The 21,437-nt window shown below is 48.6% G+C and carries 24 protein-coding genes; 16 read left to right on the top strand and 8 right to left on the bottom strand.

The annotated features are described in order from the left end of the window. The first annotated feature begins 5 nt into the window (after positions 1-5). From ACQ5ES_RS03230 to rlmM, 3 genes are read left to right on the top strand one after another with little or no spacing between them, the layout of a single operon-like run. A complete protein-coding gene (locus ACQ5ES_RS03230; RefSeq protein ID WP_445014519.1) occupies positions 6-905 on the top strand; it encodes a transcriptional regulator GcvA in 900 nt (299 codons plus the stop codon). Beyond that, positions 898-1,530, top strand: a complete 633-nt coding sequence (locus ACQ5ES_RS03225; protein WP_445014518.1) for an alpha/beta family hydrolase — start codon at positions 898-900, stop codon at positions 1,528-1,530. Before ACQ5ES_RS03230 ends, ACQ5ES_RS03225 begins: the two co-directional genes overlap by 8 nt. Continuing rightward, complete coding sequence (rlmM, locus tag ACQ5ES_RS03220; RefSeq protein ID WP_445014517.1) at positions 1,527-2,618, top strand: 23S rRNA (cytidine(2498)-2'-O)-methyltransferase RlmM; 1,092 nt, start codon at positions 1,527-1,529, stop codon at positions 2,616-2,618. The genes ACQ5ES_RS03225 and rlmM overlap by 4 nt, the downstream gene beginning before the upstream one ends. A gap of 9 nt (positions 2,619-2,627) precedes the next feature. On the opposite strand, the gene ACQ5ES_RS03215 is transcribed toward rlmM, so the two are convergent. Genes ACQ5ES_RS03215 through queF form a run of 3 tightly spaced genes read right to left on the bottom strand, consistent with a single transcriptional unit; the run spans position 2,628 to position 5,260 of the window. Next, positions 2,628-3,002: a DUF3192 domain-containing protein gene (locus ACQ5ES_RS03215; protein WP_445014516.1), complete on the bottom strand. Its 375-nt coding sequence runs from the start codon at positions 3,000-3,002 to the stop codon at positions 2,628-2,630. A 36-nt stretch (positions 3,003-3,038) separates the two neighbouring features. Then, positions 3,039-4,394, bottom strand: a complete 1,356-nt coding sequence (gene ppnN / locus ACQ5ES_RS03210) for a nucleotide 5'-monophosphate nucleosidase PpnN (protein WP_445014515.1) — start codon at positions 4,392-4,394, stop codon at positions 3,039-3,041. Between the two features lie 23 nt (positions 4,395-4,417). Next, on the bottom strand, positions 4,418-5,260 hold the full coding sequence (queF, locus tag ACQ5ES_RS03205; protein ID WP_445014514.1) for an NADPH-dependent 7-cyano-7-deazaguanine reductase QueF: 843 nt from the start codon (positions 5,258-5,260) through the stop codon (positions 4,418-4,420). Between the two features lie 171 nt (positions 5,261-5,431). Between queF and ACQ5ES_RS03200 the strand changes: the two genes are divergently transcribed. From ACQ5ES_RS03200 to ACQ5ES_RS03190, 3 genes are read left to right on the top strand one after another with little or no spacing between them, the layout of a single operon-like run. Continuing rightward, positions 5,432-6,001, top strand: a complete 570-nt coding sequence (locus tag ACQ5ES_RS03200; RefSeq protein WP_445014513.1) for a SecY-interacting protein Syd — start codon at positions 5,432-5,434, stop codon at positions 5,999-6,001. 57 nt (positions 6,002-6,058) lie between these two features. After that, entirely contained in the window at positions 6,059-6,745 is a 687-nt protein-coding gene (locus ACQ5ES_RS03195; protein WP_445014512.1) for a GNAT family N-acetyltransferase, read from the top strand. Next, positions 6,738-7,079: an Mpo1-like protein gene (locus ACQ5ES_RS03190; RefSeq protein ID WP_445014511.1), complete on the top strand. Its 342-nt coding sequence runs from the start codon at positions 6,738-6,740 to the stop codon at positions 7,077-7,079. Before ACQ5ES_RS03195 ends, ACQ5ES_RS03190 begins: the two co-directional genes overlap by 8 nt. Here the strand turns inward: ACQ5ES_RS03190 and ACQ5ES_RS03185 are convergent. Together ACQ5ES_RS03185 and ACQ5ES_RS03180 are read right to left on the bottom strand one after the other, a co-directional pair. Continuing rightward, entirely contained in the window at positions 7,061-7,369 is a 309-nt protein-coding gene (locus ACQ5ES_RS03185; RefSeq protein ID WP_445014510.1) for a DUF3301 domain-containing protein, read from the bottom strand. The genes ACQ5ES_RS03190 and ACQ5ES_RS03185 overlap by 19 nt on opposite strands. After that, on the bottom strand, positions 7,370-8,398 hold the full coding sequence (locus ACQ5ES_RS03180) for a DUF3549 family protein (protein WP_445014509.1): 1,029 nt from the start codon (positions 8,396-8,398) through the stop codon (positions 7,370-7,372). A 73-nt stretch (positions 8,399-8,471) separates the two neighbouring features. Here ACQ5ES_RS03180 and ACQ5ES_RS03175 point away from each other — a divergent pair, with 73 nt between their 5' ends. Together ACQ5ES_RS03175 and truC are read left to right on the top strand one after the other, a co-directional pair. Next, positions 8,472-8,816: a YqcC family protein gene (locus tag ACQ5ES_RS03175; protein ID WP_445014508.1), complete on the top strand. Its 345-nt coding sequence runs from the start codon at positions 8,472-8,474 to the stop codon at positions 8,814-8,816. Next, positions 8,809-9,522: a tRNA pseudouridine(65) synthase TruC gene (gene truC / locus ACQ5ES_RS03170; protein WP_445014507.1), complete on the top strand. Its 714-nt coding sequence runs from the start codon at positions 8,809-8,811 to the stop codon at positions 9,520-9,522. The genes ACQ5ES_RS03175 and truC overlap by 8 nt, the downstream gene beginning before the upstream one ends. On the opposite strand, the gene dapD is transcribed toward truC, so the two are convergent. Genes dapD through map form a run of 3 tightly spaced genes read right to left on the bottom strand, consistent with a single transcriptional unit; the run spans position 9,519 to position 13,780 of the window. Further along, a complete protein-coding gene (dapD, locus tag ACQ5ES_RS03165) occupies positions 9,519-10,343 on the bottom strand; it encodes a 2,3,4,5-tetrahydropyridine-2,6-dicarboxylate N-succinyltransferase (protein WP_445014506.1) in 825 nt (274 codons plus the stop codon). The two genes, truC and dapD, sit on opposite strands and share 4 nt — an antisense overlap. Positions 10,344-10,370: 27 nt before the next feature. Then, complete coding sequence (gene glnD / locus ACQ5ES_RS03160) at positions 10,371-12,986, bottom strand: [protein-PII] uridylyltransferase (protein ID WP_445014505.1); 2,616 nt, start codon at positions 12,984-12,986, stop codon at positions 10,371-10,373. Then, complete coding sequence (gene map, locus ACQ5ES_RS03155) at positions 12,986-13,780, bottom strand: type I methionyl aminopeptidase (RefSeq protein ID WP_445014504.1); 795 nt, start codon at positions 13,778-13,780, stop codon at positions 12,986-12,988. The genes glnD and map overlap by 1 nt, the downstream gene beginning before the upstream one ends. 267 nt (positions 13,781-14,047) lie before the next feature. Between map and rpsB the strand changes: the two genes are divergently transcribed. From rpsB to rseP, 8 genes are all read left to right on the top strand, one after another. Next, complete coding sequence (rpsB, locus tag ACQ5ES_RS03150; RefSeq protein WP_445014503.1) at positions 14,048-14,779, top strand: 30S ribosomal protein S2; 732 nt, start codon at positions 14,048-14,050, stop codon at positions 14,777-14,779. A 26-nt stretch (positions 14,780-14,805) separates the two neighbouring features. After that, positions 14,806-15,684 carry a translation elongation factor Ts gene (gene tsf, locus ACQ5ES_RS03145; protein WP_445014502.1) on the top strand — a complete coding sequence of 293 codons (879 nt, stop codon included), beginning with the start codon at positions 14,806-14,808 and terminating at the stop codon, positions 15,682-15,684. Between the two features lie 146 nt (positions 15,685-15,830). Beyond that, a complete protein-coding gene (pyrH, locus tag ACQ5ES_RS03140; RefSeq protein ID WP_445014501.1) occupies positions 15,831-16,577 on the top strand; it encodes a UMP kinase in 747 nt (248 codons plus the stop codon). A gap of 26 nt (positions 16,578-16,603) precedes the next feature. Then, positions 16,604-17,161: a ribosome recycling factor gene (gene frr, locus ACQ5ES_RS03135; protein WP_445014500.1), complete on the top strand. Its 558-nt coding sequence runs from the start codon at positions 16,604-16,606 to the stop codon at positions 17,159-17,161. Positions 17,162-17,230: 69 nt separating this feature from the next. Further along, complete coding sequence (uppS, locus tag ACQ5ES_RS03130) at positions 17,231-18,016, top strand: polyprenyl diphosphate synthase (protein WP_445014499.1); 786 nt, start codon at positions 17,231-17,233, stop codon at positions 18,014-18,016. Between the two features lie 2 nt (positions 18,017-18,018). After that, on the top strand, positions 18,019-18,882 hold the full coding sequence (locus ACQ5ES_RS03125; protein WP_445014498.1) for a phosphatidate cytidylyltransferase: 864 nt from the start codon (positions 18,019-18,021) through the stop codon (positions 18,880-18,882). Then, positions 18,879-20,087: a 1-deoxy-D-xylulose-5-phosphate reductoisomerase gene (gene ispC, locus ACQ5ES_RS03120; RefSeq protein WP_445014497.1), complete on the top strand. Its 1,209-nt coding sequence runs from the start codon at positions 18,879-18,881 to the stop codon at positions 20,085-20,087. The genes ACQ5ES_RS03125 and ispC overlap by 4 nt, the downstream gene beginning before the upstream one ends. Then, positions 20,081-21,436: a sigma E protease regulator RseP gene (gene rseP, locus ACQ5ES_RS03115; RefSeq protein ID WP_445014496.1), complete on the top strand. Its 1,356-nt coding sequence runs from the start codon at positions 20,081-20,083 to the stop codon at positions 21,434-21,436. The genes ispC and rseP overlap by 7 nt, the downstream gene beginning before the upstream one ends. Position 21,437: the final 1 nt, after the last annotated feature.

Here is a 21,437-nt window from a genome sequence, read left to right as displayed (position 1 = left end):
TAAACATGCGAAAATTACCCCCATTAAATGCGCTAAAGGCTTTCGAGGCTGCTGCTCGACACTTAAGTTTTACCCGTGCTGCGGATGAACTTTTTGTCACTCAGGCGGCGGTCAGTCATCAAGTTAAAGCCTTAGAGGAATTTTTGGGGGTAAAGCTGTTTATCCGGCGTAATCGTTCACTGTTACTTACCCCCGAAGGGCAAACCTATTACCTTGAGTTAAAAGAGATTTTCGATCATTTAGTGCAAGCAACAGAGCGCCTGAAAAGTGCCTCTGAAAGAGGCTCTCTTACCATTAGTTTACCGCCGAGTTTCGCCATTTTATGGTTTGTGCCACGTCTGAGTCGTTTCCGCGAAGCGTGTCCGGAAATCGATGTACGGATCCGTGCGGTGGATGAAGTTGATGGCTCGCTGACAGACGATGTGGATGTTGCGATTTATTATGGTTCGGGCAAGTGGCCGGGCTTAAAAGCCTATAAATTGCATAATGAGTTTCTGTTGCCCGTTTGTTCACCTCTGTTGTTGAACGGTTCTAAACCGTTGCGAGAACCAAAAGATTTGCTAAACCAGACCTTATTGCACGACGAGACGCGTAACGCCTGGAAGGACTGGTTTAAGCTGGTGGGCATCGATAAAAATAAAGGCGATAATGGGCCCATATTCAGTCATTCTAATCTTGCGCTGAAAGCCGCGGTTCATGGTCAGGGCATTGCTTTGGCAAATAATGTTTTGGTGAAGCCGGAAATTGACTCTGGCCATTTGATTCAGATATTTCCGGAGGCCTTGCCACGGCAAAAATCATTTTATTTAGTTTGTCGTGACTCTCAGTCAGAAATAGGTAAAATCGCCACCTTTCGCAATTGGCTGCTTAACGTAGTCGAAGAGGAAGAAGACGCTTATGAATGATTCACAACGCGTCGCGATGCAACGTGATAATCCTGATGGTTCAGTGCGAGTGATTTTCGCTCATGGCGCGGGCGCAGGTTTACAGAGCGATTTCATGCAGTATGTTGCGCTAGGTTTAGCGATGAACGATATCGACGTGGTCCGTTTCAACTTCCCTTATTGGCAAAAATTTATGGATACCGGTGTGCGTCGACCACCGAATCCAATGCCGCAGCTCGAGCATTGCATGCGTACGGTTATTGAGCAATTCGACGATGGTAAGCCACTAATTCTGATGGGAAAATCTATGGGGTCGCGGGTTGCCTTTCGACTTGCTGATGAAGCTAACGCTTGCGCCGCAATTGCCTTGGGTTTTCCATTCCATCCGTTGGGTAAGCCCGAAAAGTTACGAGTGACAGATCTTCGTAACAGTTGTGACAAGAATCTGATCATACAAGGCGAGCGTGATGGTTTTGGTAAACCTGCGGAAGTTGCAAGTTACCAACTACCGGAGACCATCGCCGTGCACTGGCTTGGCTATGGTGATCATAGCTTTGAGCCGACTAAACGCAGTGGTCTGGAACGCCGTGCGTTGTGGCAAGAGGCCATCGATACGGTGCGCACTTTTATTACGGAGAGAACATGAGTGGATTATTAGCCTACTGTCGGCCTGGCTTTGAGAGTGATTGTGCCGCGGAGCTGCAGGATAAAACTGCTCTGTTGGGCAGCTTTGGCTATTGTCAGACCAAAGCGAATCAGGGTTACGTGATTTATCGTTGTGCGGCGGAAGAAGCGGAGCACCTAGCGAAAAAGTTAATCTTGAACGAATTGATCTTTACCCGTCAATTTATTGCGATTCTGGCAGAAGTGAACGACTTACCCAGTGAAGACCGCGTGTCTGCGGTACAACTTGCCTTGCTTGACGAAGGCTTGCAGGAAGTATTCAGTGCCATTAAGCCTGCGGGTGACTTGCGGGTTGAAACCCCGGACACCAACGAAGGTAAAGAACTGACAAAGTTCTGTCGGAAGTTTACCGTGCCATTGCGGCAGGGACTGCGAAAAGCTGGCTGGATGACCACGCAAGAAAGCGATCGCCGGCCGACCTTGCATGCTTTTTTTATTTCCAGCAGTCATGTGGTTATCGGTTTTTCCTTTAGCTTTAACCAATCCCCTTGGTTGATGGGTATTCCGCGTTTACGCATGCCAAGTGATGCACCGAGTCGCTCTAGCTTGAAACTCGATGAGGCCTTTCAAGTGTTTGTGCCAGCACATGAGCGTGAACAACGTATTAGTTCTGGCATGAATGCCGTCGATTTGGGTGCCGCGCCTGGCGGTTGGACTTATCAGCTGGTGCGCCGCGGAATGATGGTGCAAGCGGTTGATAACGGTCCTATGGCTGAGAGCCTAATGGACACCGGACAGGTGAAACATATTAAAGAAGACGGCTTTAAATATCGGCCAAAAAAGAAAAATGTGACTTGGCTGGTGTGCGATATGGTTGAAAAGCCTTCCCGCGTCAGTGCTTTAATAACTGACTGGTTAGTGGAAGGTGACTGCCAAGAGGCCATTTTTAATTTGAAGTTGCCGATGAAACGCCGTTATGCGGCGGTATCGGAGTATCTGGAACAGATTAAGCAAACCCTGATGGAACAGGGCCGTGGCCGTCTCGAGTTACAAGCTAAACAGCTTTATCATGACCGTGAAGAAATCACGGTACACTTGCGCTGGCTTTAACCCGCTGGCCTAAGAGTCTTGATAGTCTTGATAAGCATCGGCTCCCCAGGCAATTAGGGAGCCGTTCTTAAACAGCAACGGGGTGCACTCGTCACGCGTCGTAATGCCATCAGATTTGACGTGATGGGTACGATAAAACAAGACTAAAACTTCTTCACCAGTCGCTGTCGACTTGGCTTCACTTATATCTGGCGAGCCGAGCAGGCGGATGACATCTTCTTTCGGAATACCGAGATCCAGCCGACCAATCTGTTTCAAGTTAAAGGTTTCGCGTTCCTGCCAACTCATGTTGTCTGGGTCAGCCTGATAAACTGCTAAGATCAGCGCTGTTGCTGTCAGGTAAATGACAAAGCCAATCAGTATTATTTTCATCATTTTTGACATAACAGCGCCTCGCTTTTAATGCATTTCACCCGATCATCAATCGGTGATCACTCGATAACACGGATAATACACTGAACCAGGTAATTTCATCCGGCTTTGTTCGACGAATGCCTGTAACAACACGTCGAGCTTCTGCATCATTTCACGTTCACCGTGAATTTCAAACACCCCATGAGCACGAATCGCGCGAATGCCTTCATCTTTAACGTTACCGGCAACAATCGCTGAGAACGCGCGACGTAAGTCAGCTGCCAGTAATTGCGGCTCTTGATTACGGTGCAGATTAAGGTTTGCCACATTATCGTGATTAGGAATAAAGGGTCGTTGGAACGGCTCGTCAATATGTAAGGTCCAGTTAAAGCAGTACGAATCACCAGTTTCACGGCGGTATTCTTTCACGTCATTGGTGCCATCGCACATGTGGCGGGCTACTGCCACTGGATCGTCAATAATAATAGTGTAAAGCTTACGTGCTTCGTCACCTAAGGTTGCCGCGATGAAGTCATCAATGGCTTCGAAGTAGGCTTTACTACTCGCTGGTCCGGTCAATACCAAAGGATACACTTGGCGTTCATTGGCCGGATGCATGAGAATACCGAGAATGTAGAGCAATTCTTCAGCGGTGCCTGCGCCACCTGGGAAAATAACGATACCGTGTGCACAACGCACAAAAGCCTCAAGGCGTTTCTCGATATCCGGTAATATTACTAACTCGTTAACAATCGGATTTGGTGGCTCGGCAGCAATAATGCCCGGCTCGGTAAAGCCTAAGTAGCGACCGTCAGGTATTCGTTGTTTGGCATGGCCAATGGTTGCGCCTTTCATCGGCCCTTTCATTGCGCCGGGACCACAACCGGTACAAATATTTAAGCCCCGCAGACCAAGATGGTACCCGACTTCTTTGGTGTATTTATATTCCACCTCATTAATCGAGTGACCACCCCAACAGACGATAATGTTGGGCTCGCGATTAGGTTGTACCACCTGTGCGTTACGCAGAATATCAAAGACCACGTGGGTAAGGGTATGGGTGTCGGCAGAGTCCAACGTTTGCGCATTATAGCGTTCACCGGTGAACAGAATATCGCGTAAAACAGCTTCGACCAGTTCTTGCATACCGGCAATCAACTTGCCGTCGACGAAAGCTTCGGCAGGTGGGTTCACCAGTTGGAGTTGAACCCCACGTTCACATTTAAGAACATTAACATCGAAGTCTTGGTATTTTTCGAAAATTTCTTCACTGCTGTCGGTGGTACTGCCAGCGTTTAACACAGCCAGACAGCAATTACGAAATAAACGGTATAATTGTTCGTCACTTGATTCTTGTAATCGGTCAATTTCCAGTTGCGACAGCAAACTCATGCTGCCTCGTGGAGAAATAGTTACTTTCATTCTAGTTCCTTTTCTTCTTGTACTTACTGACGGCTCAATCGCGTCATTGCTGGAGCCGTTTCAAAATTTGAGCGAAAGGGGTTGATATCGAGCCCACCGCGCCGGGTATAGCGTGCGTACACCGTAAGTTTTTCGATGTCGAGACGCTGAACCAAATCCATAAAAATACGTTCAACACATTGCTCATGAAATTCATTATGGTTGCGGAATGACACGATGTAACGCAGTAAAGCTGCGCGATCAATCACTCGACCTTGGTAATGAATATAAAGTGAGCCCCAATCAGGTTGATTGGTAATTAAACAGTTTGATTTTAGTAAATGGCTGCTTAATTGTTCGGTCACCCGAGCGTCACCAGCATGCTGTAGCAAGCTGGGCGCGTAATCATAGCTGGTTATTGCAATGTCATTGTTATCAATGGATTCAGTAGACCAGCCGCTCACGGCGTGCTGCACATTATCTAATTCAACTAGTTGTACCTTAACGGCTGCTCCGGCACAATCACTTAGGTCACGTTCCAATGTGGTTTGGACGTCATCCCAAGTCGACCATTGACTGCCATTGAAGCTGTTGAGGTACAACTTGAACGACTTGGACTCAACGAGATGGGGACTGCTACAGGGCATCGTAAAATAGCCAATTGCGACTTGTGGCAGGCCGTTGGGTAACAACCAAGAGATTTCATAAGCGGTCCAATAATCGTCACCATGAAAGGGTAATGGCGTATTTTCCCCAATCCCAATAGGGCTGCGATTGAGTTGCCGCGGTACCGCCTTTAGCAAACCTGCATCGTATTGTTCGGGATACTGGGTCGCTTGACCTAATTCAAGGTGCGCCAGTGAATGTTCTGCAGGAGTTTGCTTCATTGCGTTTCATTACCTTGTTACACTTAGGGATAATTTGGCTTGGCAGTCAATTCGGTCAAATCAGTCGACCCAAGTCAGTCGTCCATTGTACCGCTGCTATTCTTGAGATGCTAGTTTGCGCACCAAGCGCTGCGTAGCAATTTATGCCCATAACCTACGCGAGAGATATTAATGACGATCACCGAAGCTTTAGATGATTTAATCGCCCGTTATATAGCCGCCTATGAAGCGGCCAAGGTACCCCTGATTACCGAAGCCAATGATGCATGGCAGGCGCCAATTTATACGGCTGCTGTTGGCAGCGACGATACTGTGAGCTGGCAACCCGTTCGGCAGCAGCGAGCGTTAGATTTTAGCGACTTGGTGAATGCGCTTGAAGAACCGTTTCATGAAGATTTTGTGGCGTATTTTTCGCGTTGGTTTAGCGCTGATTTGGCGGTACTTTGGGACGAGCATCCGCTTTGGTTGTTACATTTACATGGCGACGATGATGCTGATCGTATGCTCGCCAACCAAGCGGGTCACGTGCTTATGAAACGGCGCTTAAAGCAACCCATCACGTTATTTTTGGGGTTAGCAGAAGAATCAGATGACTTGCTGATTACGCTGGATAATCAAACAGGTGTCGTGGGTTTGGAGTTTGTTGGCCTACAGCAGCACGAAATCCTGGCACCGACGTTGGCGGAATTTTTAGCAAAAAGTACCCCAAGAGTGGTAGAAAACGACGCGGCAATCGGCTAGTTTGTAAGCATTGAACGTTGCAACTCTCTGTAACGCTGAGGTAATTCAGGTAAAACAATGACAACCGCAAACACTGTACAACCCGCAACCGCTTCCCTCACTGGCGAATTACGCTATTTAGTGGCCGAAGAGTTAAAGTTAGCTGCTTCGTTGCTTTATCAGGCTTATCATGACGATCAATTGTTGATGTCATTATTTCAGGCCAACAAAGCCGACTACGAAAAACGTCTGCGGGCTGCCATTCGTGAAGAACTGGCGGCGTTCTGGGAAGCGCAACAGCCGATGATTGGTGTGTTTTCTGGCGATAGTTTGCTTGGCGTTGCCTGTTTAACAGAGCCCGGTAAAAGCTTTGGGCCAGGACGATACTGGCATTGGCGTTTGAAGATGTTACTGACCGCCGGTTATGTGAGCACTAAACAACTGGTCGATAAAGAACAACGGATTCAAACCGCCATCGAAAAGGAATTAGGTTCTAATCATTATCATATGCTGGCATTTATTGCGGTTAGTCCGCGCTACCAACAACAAGGTTGGGGCGACGTTTTGGTGCAAGCCGCGCAGCAAGCGCTGACTGATGCACCAAGTTCACAGGGGATTGCGGTGCTGGTGACGCAATCTCACCATAAGCAGTTGTTTGTTCAACATGATTACCAGCTGGTTACGCAACTTACCATTGGTAATGTCGACGGGGAGCTGTATTTTTATCGCAGTGAGGCGACTGTTTCTGAGGTGGCTTATGGCTAACGATGCGAGTAAAAAATTTAAATCTTTCCGCGAGTTCTACCCCTATTACCTGACGGAACACGCGAACCCTAAATGTCGCGCCCTCCATTATATTGGTAGCACGCTGGCGGTACTTATAATTATCGCGGCGTTGGCGTTGCAACAATGGTGGTGGTTACTTGCTGTGCCTGTGGTGGGCTATGGTTTTGCCTGGGCCGGGCACTTCTTTTTTGAGCATAATAGGCCAGCCACCTTCAAGCATCCATGGTATTCGCTGTTAGGTGACTGGGTCATGTACGCCGAATTTTTACGTCGTAGCCTCGGCGCTGGCAAAGATCACTCAGGTAGTCGGTAAGCTGGTGTTTGAATGGTAACTAAACGTAAGTTAAGCATTTCCACGTCGCCTTCGTAACGACTTTCCCGGTCGCTACTGAAGGCGAACTCATAGTGACTGAGCCAACCGATATGGCGTCCACGACGTGCTATACGTCCTCCTTGCCAGGCAATATCGAGAAACTGCAGCTCATGTTGCTTACAATAGCGTTGCGCATGCACGCGTGCCAGCTCGGCTTGCCGGCGGCCTTGCCAAAATAGCAGTCCAATAAAGCCAATCCCTATGAGTAAAATCGCGTCAAATAACACCACTTAGTGGGCTCCCGTAAATGTTTGCCAGGCTTGGCGAATTTGCTGGGACAAATCATCGCGTTGTAGCAAAATCAATAGATGCGGCCGTAAACTCGGCAGGCGCAAAAGATCAGTCAGTAGCGCTGCGAATACTTGCGTTGGTTGTTGTGCCATGGCACTAAGTAGACGCTCCAACGGCACTGCATGCTCAGTCATGGGGTCGAACGCCCGCCACAGGCGCGCACAACAAATCACTACCTCATCCGCTGAGGCTTGTTGTAGCACGTGTGTAATCGCTGCAGCAGAACTCGCCGCGGGTACCTGACCTGCCAGCGAACGTAATAAATCGCAACGAAGTTCGGTTGCAGCGGATTGTTGCTGCAACTGAGTCGCCAGCGATTCGACCATTGCAACAGGCAACTGCTGATGCTCCAAAGCAATGGCCAATGCTTGACGTAACGGCGCTGGATAGCTGACGAAGTTAGTACAGATAGCATCTTGGCTGGCGGGTAATTCAGCCAAGCGCGCGCAAACTTCATGCAGACCTTGTACACCAACGTGTTGCCATTGGTCAGGAACCTCCAGATTGCTTTGCGCTAACTCGAAGTGTACCGACGGCGGCCGCTGCCAGCGCAAGCTTAGTTGGGCATGCAAAGCCGCGCGCTTGTCTTCCGCGGGGGTAAACAAATAAGCGCTCGTTTGTAACTGTTGCTCTTGCGCTTCGGTCAAGGCATGCGTTACTTGCTGGCCCAGCAGGGTAATCACTTGGGTAATAAATTCATAAACACTACTTTGCTCTAGCAAACCGCGTTCATCAATTGGGAATTTCAAAAACCATAAATAGGGATCTTGATCGTTGTCGGCCAGTTTAGGCCAGAACACCAAGGCGAAACAGGCGTGTCCCTGAACCGGATAAGGATAGGGCATGGCTTGCTGTTCGAGCGCGGCGAAATCAGCGTTGCTGATAGGCTGTACCAGACGGCCTAAATCGTAACAAAGGTAGCTGCTTTGCCCTTCGTGAAGTAATTGCGTTAAGGTAGATATACTCATTAAACTTGCATCGGGCTTCATTTTGCTGAAAGATGTGCGCCATTATAACGATTAAATGGTCGTGGAGGTAGTAATGGACCAACGACAACGTGCTGCGCGTTTGTTAGAACGCATCGAGGCCGAGTTGAATGGCCTGGGATTATGGCAAAGTGAGTATCCTGCTGCGCACGAATTGCAGAGCAGCGAACCTTTTGCCATTGATAAACTGGATTTCCATCAGTGGTTGCAATTTATTATGCTGCCGCGCATGTGGGATGTTATTGACGGGGAACACCCGTTGCCGCAAAACATCGCGGTAAGTCCTATGGCTGCACATGTCTATCGCAATGAGTTAGATAATCATGAAGGCTTGATTATTATTCTACGCGAGTTTGATATTCTGCTAAGTGGAACGGATCCGCTGGCCGAAGATGCCTGATCTTAACATCGTTTATGACGATGCTTACCTTGTAGCTATCGATAAACCCAGTGGTCTACTGGTGCACCGTAGCTGGCTCGCTAAAGGAGCGACTGAATTTGCCCTGCAGCGTGTACGTGACCAGATTGGCCAGCGGGTCTATCCGGTGCATCGCCTCGATCGCCCGACCTCAGGTATCTTGCTGTTTGCCAAAGACGCAGACACCGCACGTCTATTGACGACTGCATTTACCGACCGCCAGGTGCGTAAAGGTTACCATGCAGTGGTTCGGGGCTTTCTGGGTGACGGTAGTTTGGACTACCCACTGCGTGAAGAGTTGGATAAAATTGCCGATAAATACGCAGAGCAAGAGAAAGCTGCCCAGCCAGCGGTAACTGATTACCAGTGTTTGGCGCAAATCGAATTGTCATTCGCAGTCAGCAAGAAGCATGCAACCAGCCGCTATTCGCTAATGCACCTGCAGCCGAAAACTGGCCGGAAACATCAATTACGGCGCCACATGTCACACCTGCGCCATCCGATTATTGGTGACACCAATCACGGTGACGGTCGGCATAATAGATTTTTTCGTGAGCACTTTGGCTGCCAGCGACTTTTACTCGCTGCAACTTCGCTGCAATTCCAGCATCCACATACGCAACAGGCAGTTCAACTTGAACTGCCTGTGCCTGACGAGTTAGTGCGGGCATTCCAGTCGTCTAATTAATCGACTGAACGCAGTAGTTCGTTAATACCAACCTTGGCGCGTGTTTTGGCATCGACTTTCTTGACGATGATAGCGGCGTACAAACTGTAGTTGCCATCTTTGCTCGGTAAAGAGCCAGGTACAACTACAGCACCTGCCGGGACTCGGCCATAATGGATCTCACCAGTATCACGGTCATAGATACGGGTACTTTGGCCAATGTAAACGCCCATAGAAATCACCGCTCCTGCTTCAACGATCACACCTTCAACGATTTCCGAGCGTGCGCCAATGAAGCAGTTATCTTCGATAATGGTCGGTGTCGCCTGCAAAGGCTCAAGTACACCACCAATGCCAACACCACCGGACAAATGCACGTTGGCACCGATTTGTGCGCACGAACCGACGGTTGCCCAGGTGTCGACCATAGTGCCTTCGCCAACATAAGCGCCGATGTTAACGTAAGACGGCATGAGTACCACGTTACGACCAATAAATGCGCCTTTGCGAACCATTGCTGGTGGCACCACACGCATACCTTCGGCACGGAAACGGGCATCGTCATAACCGATAAATTTACTATCGACCTTGTCAAAAAATCGAGTTTCACCACCATTCATCAAATGGTTGTCGTTAATACGAAACGACAGTAGCACCGCTTTTTTCAGCCATTCATTGACGATCCATTTGCCGTCAAGCTTTTCCGCTACGCGCAAGGTACCGCTATCAATACTCTCGATCGCGCTTTCTAAATCTTTACGCAATTGTGCGGGTACTTGTTTGGGAGATAGTTCGGCACGTTGTTCGAAGGCGTCTTCGATACGTTGTTGTAATTCAATCATGACATTTCCTTTATGAATCTAATGCGCCTAGGCGTCGTCTAGTGTCTTCACTATTTGTTCGCGCAAAGTTTGCCGCTGGGAGTCATTCAATGCCGTGTTTGCATCAGTAGCGACAATAAATAAATCCTCAGCTTGCTCGCCAACGGTGGAGATTTTAGCAGTAAGAATATTTAAATCGAGTTGTTGTAATACGTGGGCTACTTGCGCAACCAAACCGGGGCGATCGAGTGCAGTAAGTTCAAAAGCAGTTCGCCGGGCATTACGCGAGGGCACAAACTCGACTTTGGTTGGAACATTAAAGCTACGTAACTGGCGCGGTAACCGCCGTTGACTACTCGGCACCGGTCGCCGTGCACGCAGTACATCATGTAATTCTTGTTTTAAACGTTCAATGTGCCGCGGGTCGGTCAGGGGGTCACCGTCATCTTGCAGCACCACAAAAGTATCCATGACAAAGCCGTCACGGGTCGCAAGGATCTGCGCATCATGAATACTTAAATTTTGATGATCCAGCACCGCCGCAACTTCCGCAAACAAGTGCTCATGCTCAAGGTGATAAATAAACAGTTCCGTGGTGCCCTGACGATTTTCATCGCCGACCAAAATCAGTGGCAGCAGTTCATCGTCACTGACCGCCATAATATACTGCGAATGCCAGGCGATTTGTTCTGGCTGATGACGAAGAAAATAATCCGCCGTAAAGCGTGACCAAAGCTCTTGCACTTGTTTTACTGGAAAACCTGCGCTTAGCAGCAATGCCATCGCGTGCGACTGATGTTCATGAATGCGCTGGCGCATTTCCCGTTGCGGTGAAGGCTGCTGTTGTTGCAGGTAATTTTTGGTTGCCTGGTAGAGGTTTTCCAGCAACGTCGCTTTCCAGTTATTCCACAAACTATTATTAGTGGCGCGTATATCTGCGACGGTGAGACAGTAGAGGTAGTCGAGCTGGGTTTGGTTACCTATTTGATTGGCAAACTCTTCAATCACCTCTGGATCATGAATGTCGCGTTTCTGCGCTGTCACCGACATGTACAGATGATGACGAACCAACCATGCGACTAGATCCGTGTCAGATTCTGCCAGCCCATGTTGCAAACCAAAGTTACGCGCATCGAGCTCACCTAACTCGGAATGATCACCACCACGACCTTTCGCAATGTCATGGAATACGCCAGCTAAAAACAGTAGCTCTGGTTTCTCCATGTCATCTACAATGCTGGCGCAAAGTGGAAATTCTTCTTCACCGCTCTCAAGGGTGTAACGGTAAAGATTACGTACCAGACGGAAGGTGTGTTCGTCGACGGTATAAGCATGGAACAAATCAAATTGCATTTGTCCGACGATCTGCGCCCACTGCGGCAAATAGTGTGCCATGACCTTGTGGCGGTGCATGAGTTCGAATGCGAGGCCACAACCACGCGGATGTCTGAGCAAGCGCATAAATAATTCGCGGCATTGCGGCGAATCACTGAGTGGGGCGCTCAGTTCACGTCGCGCATTACGTAATAAGCGTATGGTATGGGCACGGATATACCCTATTTCTGGATGTTCAGCTATAGCCAGAAACAATTCGAGTAGATGCTCGGGTTGGTCAAATACGGTATCGCTTTGTGCGGCAATGCTTTCTCCGAGAACCTTAAAGTTTTCATCGATGGTAAAGGTGTTCAGGTCTTTGGCACTGCTAAGAATGGTCTGGGCAAAAAATTGCAGCAACATGTCGTTCAATTCACTGACATCAACGACGGCATTAAAATAATCTTTCATCATGGCTTCAACCGCCGCTTTGCCGCGACCTTCATAACCCATGCGTGCAGCAACAGCCGGCTGATGATCAAATAATAGGCGATCTTCTTTTTTATCAGCTTCGAGATGCAGGGCGAAACGAATGCGCCACAGAAACTCCTGACATTCACGTAGTTCGAGTAGCTCTGCCGCACTGATATAGTTGTACTGAACCAGGCTTTCATCGCTTTGCGTATGAAAATGACGCTTGGCAATCCAGCCTATGGTTTGTATGTCGCGCAGTCCACCAGGGCTACTTTTAATATTGGGTTCAAGGTTATATGAGGTGCTATGAAATTGTTGATGGCGTTCATTTTGTTCAGCTAGCTTGGCGTGAAAAAACTGATCGCTGGTCCACGGAAAACGGTTGTGGATAAGTTGCCGTAACCCTTGCTCTAAATCAGCGTTACCACTGATAAAGCGTTGCTCGAGCAGACTGGTGGCGACGCTTGTGTCGGCGCCAGCTTCACGCTCGCAATCTTCAAGGGTTCGCACACTGTGGCCGACATCGAGGCGCAGATCCCAAAGCATCTGAATCATCGTAGCAATGGCATCTTGGGTCGATGGCGACAAAGCCGTTTTGTGCAGGAACAGCAAGTCAATATCGGAGTGGGGATGCAAAGTACCACGGCCGTAGCCGCCAACTGCAATGAGAGCTAGTTCGGTTTCTGCTAAGCCGAGTTGTTGCCAGAGTTGGCACAACAAGGTGTCGATGAACACGCTACGATCAGTCAGTAAGCTTTCAATGTCTGCGGTCACGAAAGCTTCTGCTGACCAATGCTGATAGCGCTCCAAACACTCTCGCCCAGCGCTTACGGTGATCGGACTGGGCCAATGAATGTCAGCTACCGAGCTGGTCATTAAGAGGCTTCCGCATGCTCGATAACACGGGGAAAGTCCTCATCGCTGCGCAACGTAAGTACTTCAACGCCAGTTTCGGTAACTAACAGGGTATGTTCCCATTGTGCGCTTAAGCTGCGGTCTTTGGTGAGCACGGTCCAGCCATCACGCAACAACTTGGTCTGCCGTTTACCGGCATTGACCATCGGCTCGATGGTAAAACACATACCCGGTTTGAGTACTTCGCCGGTACCCGGCGAACCGTAATGCAAAATTTGTGGTTCTTCATGGAATACTGCGCCAATACCATGGCCGCAGTATTCGCGGACAATAGAGTAACCATGTTGTTCGGCATGCTGCTGGATAACCGCGGCGAAGTCGCCAAGGTGCAGGCCAGGACGGACCATCTTGATCGCTTTGTAGAGCGATTCCTGGGTCACGCGAATCAAGCGTTCCGCCAAAATACTTGGCTCACCGACGACAAACATTTTTGAGGTGTCGCCATGGTAACCATCAAGTTTAACGGTAACGTCTAAGTTCATAATGTCACCGTCTTTCAGTGGCTTCTCGTTGGGAATGCCATGACAGACCACATGATTTAATGATGTGCATACCGACTTGGGAAATCCATGGTAGTTTAACGGGGCCGGGTAGGCGTTGTGTTCGACAATATAGTCGTGACAGATCTTATCTAACTCTTCTGTGGTAATCCCCGCTTTAATATGGGGTCCGATCATTTCTAATACTGAGGCGGCCAGCTTACCGGCTGCGCGCATTTTTTCGATTTCGTCCGGCGTTTTAATAGTAATACTCATGCCTAGTCCTATGTCGTGCATTAACGTCGTTTGATGGCGCGTATAATAGCATTTGCGGGCCGGTCGGGGAAGCGCTTCGAACGCCAATAAAGCTTGCGCAGTAAGGCTCTTTCATGGTATAAAGCGCCCGCAATTTCGATTGCAAAAACATTAGTTAACTAAACCACACACATACATCGACACATAGATCGGGGTGCTCAAAGGCGTAAGCTGCGGGTCGAACTATGGGATGTATGGAGGCATAACCCCTTAAAAAGGAAAGATAAAATGGCTAACGTATCAATGCGTGATATGCTCAAAGCTGGTGTCCACTTCGGTCACCAAACCCGCTTCTGGAACCCGAAAATGAAACCTTATATTTTCGGCGCGCGTAACAAAATTCATATCATTAATCTGGAAAAAACAGTCCCAATGTTCAACGACGCGTTGAACTCATTGCAACACGTTGCTGGAAACAAAGGTAAAATCTTGTTTGTCGGTACTAAGCGTGCAGCAGCTGAATCTGTAAAAGAAGCAGCGATCAACTGTAACCAGTTTTTTGTCAACCATCGTTGGTTGGGCGGCATGTTGACCAACTGGAAAACTGTTCGTCAGTCAATCAAACGTCTGAAAGAGCTCGAAGTCATGAGCCAGGACGGTACTTTTGAGAAGTTGACCAAGAAAGAAGCCTTGGTAAACACTCGCGAAATGGAAAAGCTTGAGAAAAGCTTGGGCGGTATTAAAAACATGGCTGGCTTGCCAGACGTGTTGTTTGTTATCGATGCTGACCACGAACATATCGCGATCAAAGAAGCGAATAATCTTGGGATTCCAGTTATCTCAGTGGTTGATACGAACTCAAACCCTGATGGCGTAGATTACGTTATTCCAGGTAACGACGATGCGATCCGCGCAGTGCAATTATACTTGAACGCTGCTGCAACAGCTGTAAACGACGCACGTGGTGCGGTTGTTGAAGGTAAAGCTGACGACTTCGTTGAAGCGGAAGAAACTGAATAAAACATCCGAATAGAGGAAATTTACACATGGCTATTACAGCAGCTCTGGTAAAAGAACTGCGCGAGCGCACTGCCGCTGGCATGATGGATTGCAAAAAGGCTTTGGAAGAAACCAATGGTGATATCGAAGCCGCCATCGAGAACATGCGTAAGAGCGGTCAGGCAAAAGCAGCTAAGAAAGCTGGTCGTGTTGCCGCCGAAGGTGTCATTTTGACCAAAACTGATGGCAACGTCGGTACTTTGGTTGAACTGAACTGTGAAACTGACTTTGTTGCCCGTGACGAGAACTTCTTGGCATTTGGTGAAAAAGTTATCGACGCAGCATTCGCTAATAAAGAAACTGATGTTGAGAAGCTAAAAGCAACCAACATCGGCGACGGCACTGTTGAAGAAGTTCGTGAAACATTGGTTGCTAAAATCGGTGAGAACATGAATGTTCGCCGTGTTATCACTGTTGAAGGTGGTGACTTGGTTGAAGCTTACGTTCACGGCGGTCGTATCGGTGTATTGGTAGCCATCACTGGTGGCGATCAAGAACTCGCGAAAGACTTGGCAATGCACGTTGCAGCAAGTGCTCCACAGTATGTGAAGCCAGAAGATGTTGACGCTGAAGTTGTTGACCGTGAGCGTCAAATTCAGCTAGATATCGCGATGCAAAGTGGCAAGCCGCAGGAAATCGCTGAGAAAATGGTTGAAGGCCGTATGCGTAAATTCACTGGCGAAATCAGTTTAACTGGTCAAGCTTTTGTGAAAGACCCAGCCATGACTGTTGGTGATTTGCTGAAGCAGAAAGGTGCTGATGTGCTTACTTTTGTACGTTTCGAAGTAGGTGAAGGCATCGAGAAGAAATCTGAAGATTTCGCTGCTGAAGTACAAGCTCAAATGGCTGCTGCGAAAAAGGCTTAATGCCCATGTCGCTATCGACGACGCAGAGTCAAAGCTAAAGAAACCGCATCCCATGTAGTTGGGATGCGGTTTTTTTTCGCGTAAAGTGAGACTATGCGCTTAACGCTATTCAATTTCACCGTTCATGCTGCACAGGGAGCAATCAAATGACCGCAATCACTAAACCGGCCTACCGACGCATTTTATTAAAGCTAAGTGGCGAAGCATTAATGGGCGAAGAACCATTTGGTATCGATGCAAAAGTTCTCGATCGTATGGCTCATGAAATAAAAGAACTGGTGGAACTCGGTGTACAGGTTGGACTGGTCATTGGCGGTGGTAACTTGTTTCGCGGTGAAGGCTTAGCGAAAGCGGGTATGAATCGAGTGGTCGGCGATCACATGGGAATGTTGGCGACAGTGATGAACGGCCTGGCGATGCGTGATGCGTTGCACCGGGCTTTTGTTAATGCACGATTGATGTCGGCGATTGAACTTAATGGTGTCTGTGATAGTTACAATTGGGCTGATGCGATTAGTTTACTTAAGTCAGGCCGAGTTGTGATTTTCTGCGCGGGTACTGGGAATCCGTTTTTTACGACTGATTCTGCGGCGTGTTTGCGCGGCATCGAAATCGAAGCTGAGCTGGTATTGAAAGGCACTAAAGTAGATGGCGTTTATTCTGCTGATCCGAATACTGACAGCAATGCACAACTCTATTCGCAAATCAGTTATAATGACGTACTGCAACAACAGTTGAAAGTGATGGACCTTGCCGCATTCACCTTGGCTCGGGATCACAAAATACCGATTCGGGTATTTAACATGAATAAGCCAGGTGCGCTGCGAGCGGTTATAATGGGCTCGGAAGAGGGTACCTTAATCGCCAGCGAAGAAATGCTAGAACGGTTGTAATCAAGAATTTAAAAAGGGAAAGCACAGTGATTAACGAAATTAAATTAGATGCCAAGCAACGCATGGAAAAAACTGTCGAAGCCTTGCGTTCACAAGTCTCAAAAGTCCGCACAGGGCGCGCGCATCCAAGCTTGCTTGATAGCGTGACGGTTAACTATTACGGTGTTGAAACACCGCTGAAACAGCTTGCTAATATCACCATTGAAGATTCGCGCACCTTGGCGCTGACAGTATTCGATAAGTCGTCAAGTGGTGCAGTTGAAAAAGCGATCATGACCTCTGATTTGGGATTAAATCCAGCGGCAGCAGGAACTGTAATTCGCATTCCATTACCGGCATTGACGGAAGAACGTCGTCGCGATTTGGTGAAAATTGTTCGCGCTGAAGCAGAGCAAGGGCGCGTTGCGATCCGTAATATTCGTCGCGATGCTAACAGCGATCTTAAAGAATTATTAAAAGAGAAAGAAATCACGGAAGATGAGGAACATCGTGGTAACGATGATATCCAGAAATTGACAGATACTTTCGTAGCAAAAATCGATGAATTACTAGCGGAAAAAGAACGCGACTTGATGGAAGTCTAATTTACCGCTTTATATCTCATTGGTTCCAGGCGCCGTGTTCGGTTACACTCACACGGCGTTTTTATTTTTATGGCAGCGCGAATGGAAACTATCGATTTCGAACAAATTAGGTTACCCAAACATGTCGCTATCATCATGGATGGTAATGGTAGATGGGCGCAATTACGCGGTAAACATCGCACGTTTGGACATAAAGCAGGCGCCGAAGCTGTGCGCCGTGCTGTTACCTTTGCTCGACAAAAAGGAATTCAATCGTTAACGCTATTTGCGTTTAGTAGCGAAAACTGGAATCGACCGCAGCAGGAAGTTTCCGTGCTGATGGACTTGTTCTTTACAGTTCTCAAGCGCGAGGTGAAAAAATTACACAAACACAATGTACGCCTGTGCGTTGTTGGTGATAAACAGGGTTTCTCTGATAAATTGCAGCAGCGCATCGCTGAAGCGGAAGCGCTGACCGCAAAAAATACGGCACTAACCTTGAATATTGCTGCCAACTACGGCGGTCGCTGGGACGTTACGCAAGCTGCAAAGCAGTTGGCGGAGGCAGTGCAAGCGGGTAAGCTAAGTGTTGACGAGATTTCTGAGGACAAGCTTGCTGACAACCTCTGTTTAGCTGAGCAACCGGCTCCGGATTTATTAATACGAACGGGCGGGGAGCATCGGGTAAGTAACTTTTTGTTGTGGCAACTTGCGTATGCGGAGTTTTACTTTGCTGATGTGTTATGGCCAGACTTTGACGAGCAAGCGTTTGCGCGTGCTATTGCCGACTTTAGTTGTCGCGAACGGCGATTTGGTTTAACCAGCGAGCAGGTACAACAAGCCATCCTCGATACTGATGTAACTACTGGGGAGTAAGCGTGTTAAAACAACGTCTAATAACGGCTCTCATTCTGCTACCCCTAGCGTTGTACTGCGTTTTTGGTCTCGCATTAGAGTGGTTTGCGGCTGTCATCACTGTGGTGATGCTTGGTGCCGCGTGGGAATGGTCACCGATCATGGGGTTAAAACGCCCAGTGGGTCGCATTTGTTATACCGTATCGGTGGCTATTGCATTGGTAGGATTACAATGGTGGATTCCGGTTTCACATATTTGGCAAGGCGACCAACTTCATCCCGTTTATTTTTGGCTGCTCATCGCTGGTGGCGTTTGGTGGGCCATCGCGACACTTCTGGTTTTAAACTACCCTGGCAGCCGCCGTTTGTGGTCACGCACGCGGTCCATCGTTGGTATTTTTGGTTACCTGACTTTACTGCCCGCAGCAGCAGGTATGTTTGCCGTTCGCTCATTGAATTATACTGCGGAGCCATTATTCGGTGGTTTCGTCTTATTATTCATTTTGCTGTTGGTCTGGGCTGCCGATGTTGGTGCTTATTTCGCCGGCGTGCGTTATGGACGCAACAAACTGATGCCAACGGTAAGCCCTGGAAAAACTATGGAAGGCTTATGTGGTGGTGTTGCCCTCGCTTTTGTGGTGATGATGGTAGTGGCGCAGTGGGTACAAATACCTGCTGCGGATTACAGTGGCTATTACTTTACCGGGTTATTGACCGTGGTGGTTTCCGTATTTGGTGACCTAACCGAAAGCATGTTTAAACGCTGTGCCGGGGTTAAAGATAGTGGGGCTTTGTTGCCGGGGCACGGTGGTTTACTCGATCGTATAGATAGCCTTACTGCAGCCTTACCAGTATTTACGCTTGCTTACCTGTGGTTATTGGTATGACGCACAAACTTTGTCTTCTCGGTGCTACTGGCTCGATCGGTGCAAGCACCCTAGCGGTATTACGGCAGCACCCCGAGCGTTTTGAGTTGACCGCGGTAACTGCGCACAGCAATGTGGAACAGTTGCTGGCAATTTGTCAGGAGTTCGTGCCACAGATCGCAGTTATGGTAGACGAACATGCGGCACGACGTTTGACCGCAGCTTTAGCAAACTCATCGACCACAGTGCTGTGCGGTGCAGAAGCGGTCGCGGAAGTTGCCGCAGATGCCAGCAGCGATACTGTTATGGCAGCAATTGTTGGCGGCGCAGGCTTGTTACCTACTTTTGCGGCGGTTAATGCAGGTAAACGTGTGTTACTGGCGAATAAAGAAGCGCTGGTAATGTCCGGACAACTGTTTATTGATGCAGCCGCGACAAGTGGGGCACAAATTTTGCCCGTTGATAGTGAACACAACGCTATTTTTCAATGTTTACCGGCTGCCGCACAAGATCAACTTGGTCATTGTGACCTCGCCGCGGCAGGTATCCATAAAATACTACTGACGGGTTCTGGTGGTCCATTTCGTGAGTTAGCGTTAACCGAGCTTGCACAACAAACTCCGGCAGCCGCTTGTGCTCACCCAAACTGGGATATGGGACAAAAAATCTCGGTCGATTCCGCGACCATGATGAATAAAGGGTTGGAATACATTGAAGCGCGCTGGCTGTTTAACTGTACTGCGCAACAGCTTGACGTTGTACTCCACCCACAGAGTGTCATTCACTCAATGGTCAGTTATGTCGATGGCTCGGTGTTAGCGCAAATGGGTCAACCGGACATGCGCACGCCGATTGCACACTGTTTAAGTTATCCAGAACGGGTTTTGAGTGGGGTCGAACCGCTCGATTTTTTAAGCATCGGCAATTTGAGCTTTGCAGCAGCGGACAGCACACGGTATCCTTGTCTCGATTTGGCAATGAAAGCGTGTTGGCAGGGCCAGTGGGCAACCACCGCACTTAACGCTGCAAATGAAGTTGCGGTTGCCGCCTTTTTATCGGAACAAATCAAATTCACGTCGATTGCGACCATCTGTTCAGCAGTGATTGAGCGGGTACAGCAAGCGAGTAATGTGGCTAAATTGAACTCCATCGAAGCGATTTTGTCTCTTGATGAGCAAGCGCGTGCCTATGCACGTGAACGAATTAAACAGGTTGAGACATGCTAGATATTATTTGGTCACTTGGGGCATTTGTTGTCACTTTGGGCGTATTGGTGACCTTTCATGAATTTGGTCACTTTTGGGTCGCACGCAAGTGCGGGGTGCAAGTGCTGACCTTTTCAGTTGGTTTTGGCAAAGCCTTTTGGCAGCGTCGGGGGAAGGACGGCACACTTTATCAGCTAAGTCGTATTCCGCTGGGCGGGTATGTGCGAATGCTGGACGAACGCGTCGATGATGTGCCTGCCGCAGATCGTGATAAAAGCTTCAATTCGAAGTCTGTAGCTAAACGTGCGGCAATAGTGGTAGCGGGCCCGGTGGCTAACTTCATTTTGGCGATCGTGGTGCTGTGGGGGATGTTTTTAATCGGCGTGCCGTCGGTTAAACCCATCATCGGAAGTATCACCCCGAATTCTATAGCGGCGCAGGCTGACTGGCCAACGCCAAGTGAGGTGATCACGGTCAATAGTACAGAGACTATCGACTGGCAACAGGTGAACTTGGCTTTTGCCGGGGCGCTTGGTGACGATAGCGCGACTGTAACGGTGCGAGATCAGCAACAACGACTGCATTCAGTAACTCTGGACATAAGCTCGTGGCGACTCGGTGAAGAGCAGATACCTACGTTTATGGCTCTTGGGTTGCAACCTTTCCAACCGGAAGTTTTCACTGAACTGGCATATATCCAAGAAAATTCACCAGCCGCTGAGGCGGGTTTACAGGTAGGAGATAAAATTCTTGCCTTTGATGGAACTCTTGTGCGCGATTGGTCTCAAATACGGGACGCAATCATGGCAGTGCCTGGTGCAGCGGTTGAGTTAACGATTGTACGGCAACAGCAGCAAATCACGGTGCCGGTGGTGATTGGTGAACGGGTGGTTGATGAAGAGAACTATGGTTTTCTTGGGGTCGAACCGCGTCGTGAAGCTTACCCGGAAGCGTATCGGTTTGTGCAACAATACGGTATAGTGGACGGCCTAGTGAAAGGTGCTGAACGCACATGGGGATTAATGGTCCTCAGTGTGCAAATGATTGGCAAATTGATTACCGGGACGGTGTCGGTCACAAATTTAAGTGGCCCGGTAGCTATCGCAGAAGGAGCAGGTGTTTCTGCGAGCTACGGATTGGTTTACTTTTTAGGGTTTCTCGCGCTAATCAGTGTTAATCTCGGTATCATTAATCTGGTACCATTACCGATGCTTGATGGGGGCCATTTGCTGTTCCTGGCAATAGAAAGCGTCCGTAAAAAAGCGGTCTCAGAACGAGTCCAAGAGATGAGCTACCGCATAGGTGGCGTACTGATTTTTGCACTGATGGCAATTGCAATCAGCAATGATGTTTTGCGATTACTTCGGTGAG

The sequence above is a fragment of the Pseudidiomarina xizangensis genome, from assembly GCF_052541995.1.
Note: the sequence above shows the minus strand (reverse complement) of the source record. Positions and strands in the feature narration are given on the sequence as shown.

What these genes read in the sequence shown, in the direction of transcription:
- ACQ5ES_RS03230 (WP_445014519.1), top strand. Translation starts at nt 6, where the DNA reads ATGCGAAAATTACCCCCATTAAATGCGCTAAAGGCTTTCGAGGCTGCT.
- ACQ5ES_RS03225 (WP_445014518.1), top strand. Translation starts at nt 898, where the DNA reads ATGAATGATTCACAACGCGTCGCGATGCAACGTGATAATCCTGATGGT.
- rlmM (WP_445014517.1), top strand. Translation starts at nt 1,527, where the DNA reads ATGAGTGGATTATTAGCCTACTGTCGGCCTGGCTTTGAGAGTGATTGT.
- ACQ5ES_RS03215 (WP_445014516.1), bottom strand. Translation starts at nt 3,002, where the DNA reads ATGTCAAAAATGATGAAAATAATACTGATTGGCTTTGTCATTTACCTG.
- ppnN (WP_445014515.1), bottom strand. Translation starts at nt 4,394, where the DNA reads ATGAAAGTAACTATTTCTCCACGAGGCAGCATGAGTTTGCTGTCGCAA.
- queF (WP_445014514.1), bottom strand. Translation starts at nt 5,260, where the DNA reads ATGAAGCAAACTCCTGCAGAACATTCACTGGCGCACCTTGAATTAGGT.
- ACQ5ES_RS03200 (WP_445014513.1), top strand. Translation starts at nt 5,432, where the DNA reads ATGACGATCACCGAAGCTTTAGATGATTTAATCGCCCGTTATATAGCC.
- ACQ5ES_RS03195 (WP_445014512.1), top strand. Translation starts at nt 6,059, where the DNA reads ATGACAACCGCAAACACTGTACAACCCGCAACCGCTTCCCTCACTGGC.
- ACQ5ES_RS03190 (WP_445014511.1), top strand. Translation starts at nt 6,738, where the DNA reads ATGGCTAACGATGCGAGTAAAAAATTTAAATCTTTCCGCGAGTTCTAC.
- ACQ5ES_RS03180 (WP_445014509.1), bottom strand. Translation starts at nt 8,398, where the DNA reads ATGAGTATATCTACCTTAACGCAATTACTTCACGAAGGGCAAAGCAGC.
- ACQ5ES_RS03175 (WP_445014508.1), top strand. Translation starts at nt 8,472, where the DNA reads ATGGACCAACGACAACGTGCTGCGCGTTTGTTAGAACGCATCGAGGCC.
- truC (WP_445014507.1), top strand. Translation starts at nt 8,809, where the DNA reads ATGCCTGATCTTAACATCGTTTATGACGATGCTTACCTTGTAGCTATC.
- dapD (WP_445014506.1), bottom strand. Translation starts at nt 10,343, where the DNA reads ATGATTGAATTACAACAACGTATCGAAGACGCCTTCGAACAACGTGCC.
- glnD (WP_445014505.1), bottom strand. Translation starts at nt 12,986, where the DNA reads ATGACCAGCTCGGTAGCTGACATTCATTGGCCCAGTCCGATCACCGTA.
- map (WP_445014504.1), bottom strand. Translation starts at nt 13,780, where the DNA reads ATGAGTATTACTATTAAAACGCCGGACGAAATCGAAAAAATGCGCGCA.
- rpsB (WP_445014503.1), top strand. Translation starts at nt 14,048, where the DNA reads ATGGCTAACGTATCAATGCGTGATATGCTCAAAGCTGGTGTCCACTTC.
- tsf (WP_445014502.1), top strand. Translation starts at nt 14,806, where the DNA reads ATGGCTATTACAGCAGCTCTGGTAAAAGAACTGCGCGAGCGCACTGCC.
- pyrH (WP_445014501.1), top strand. Translation starts at nt 15,831, where the DNA reads ATGACCGCAATCACTAAACCGGCCTACCGACGCATTTTATTAAAGCTA.
- uppS (WP_445014499.1), top strand. Translation starts at nt 17,231, where the DNA reads ATGGCAGCGCGAATGGAAACTATCGATTTCGAACAAATTAGGTTACCC.
- ispC (WP_445014497.1), top strand. Translation starts at nt 18,879, where the DNA reads ATGACGCACAAACTTTGTCTTCTCGGTGCTACTGGCTCGATCGGTGCA.
- rseP (WP_445014496.1), top strand. Translation starts at nt 20,081, where the DNA reads ATGCTAGATATTATTTGGTCACTTGGGGCATTTGTTGTCACTTTGGGC.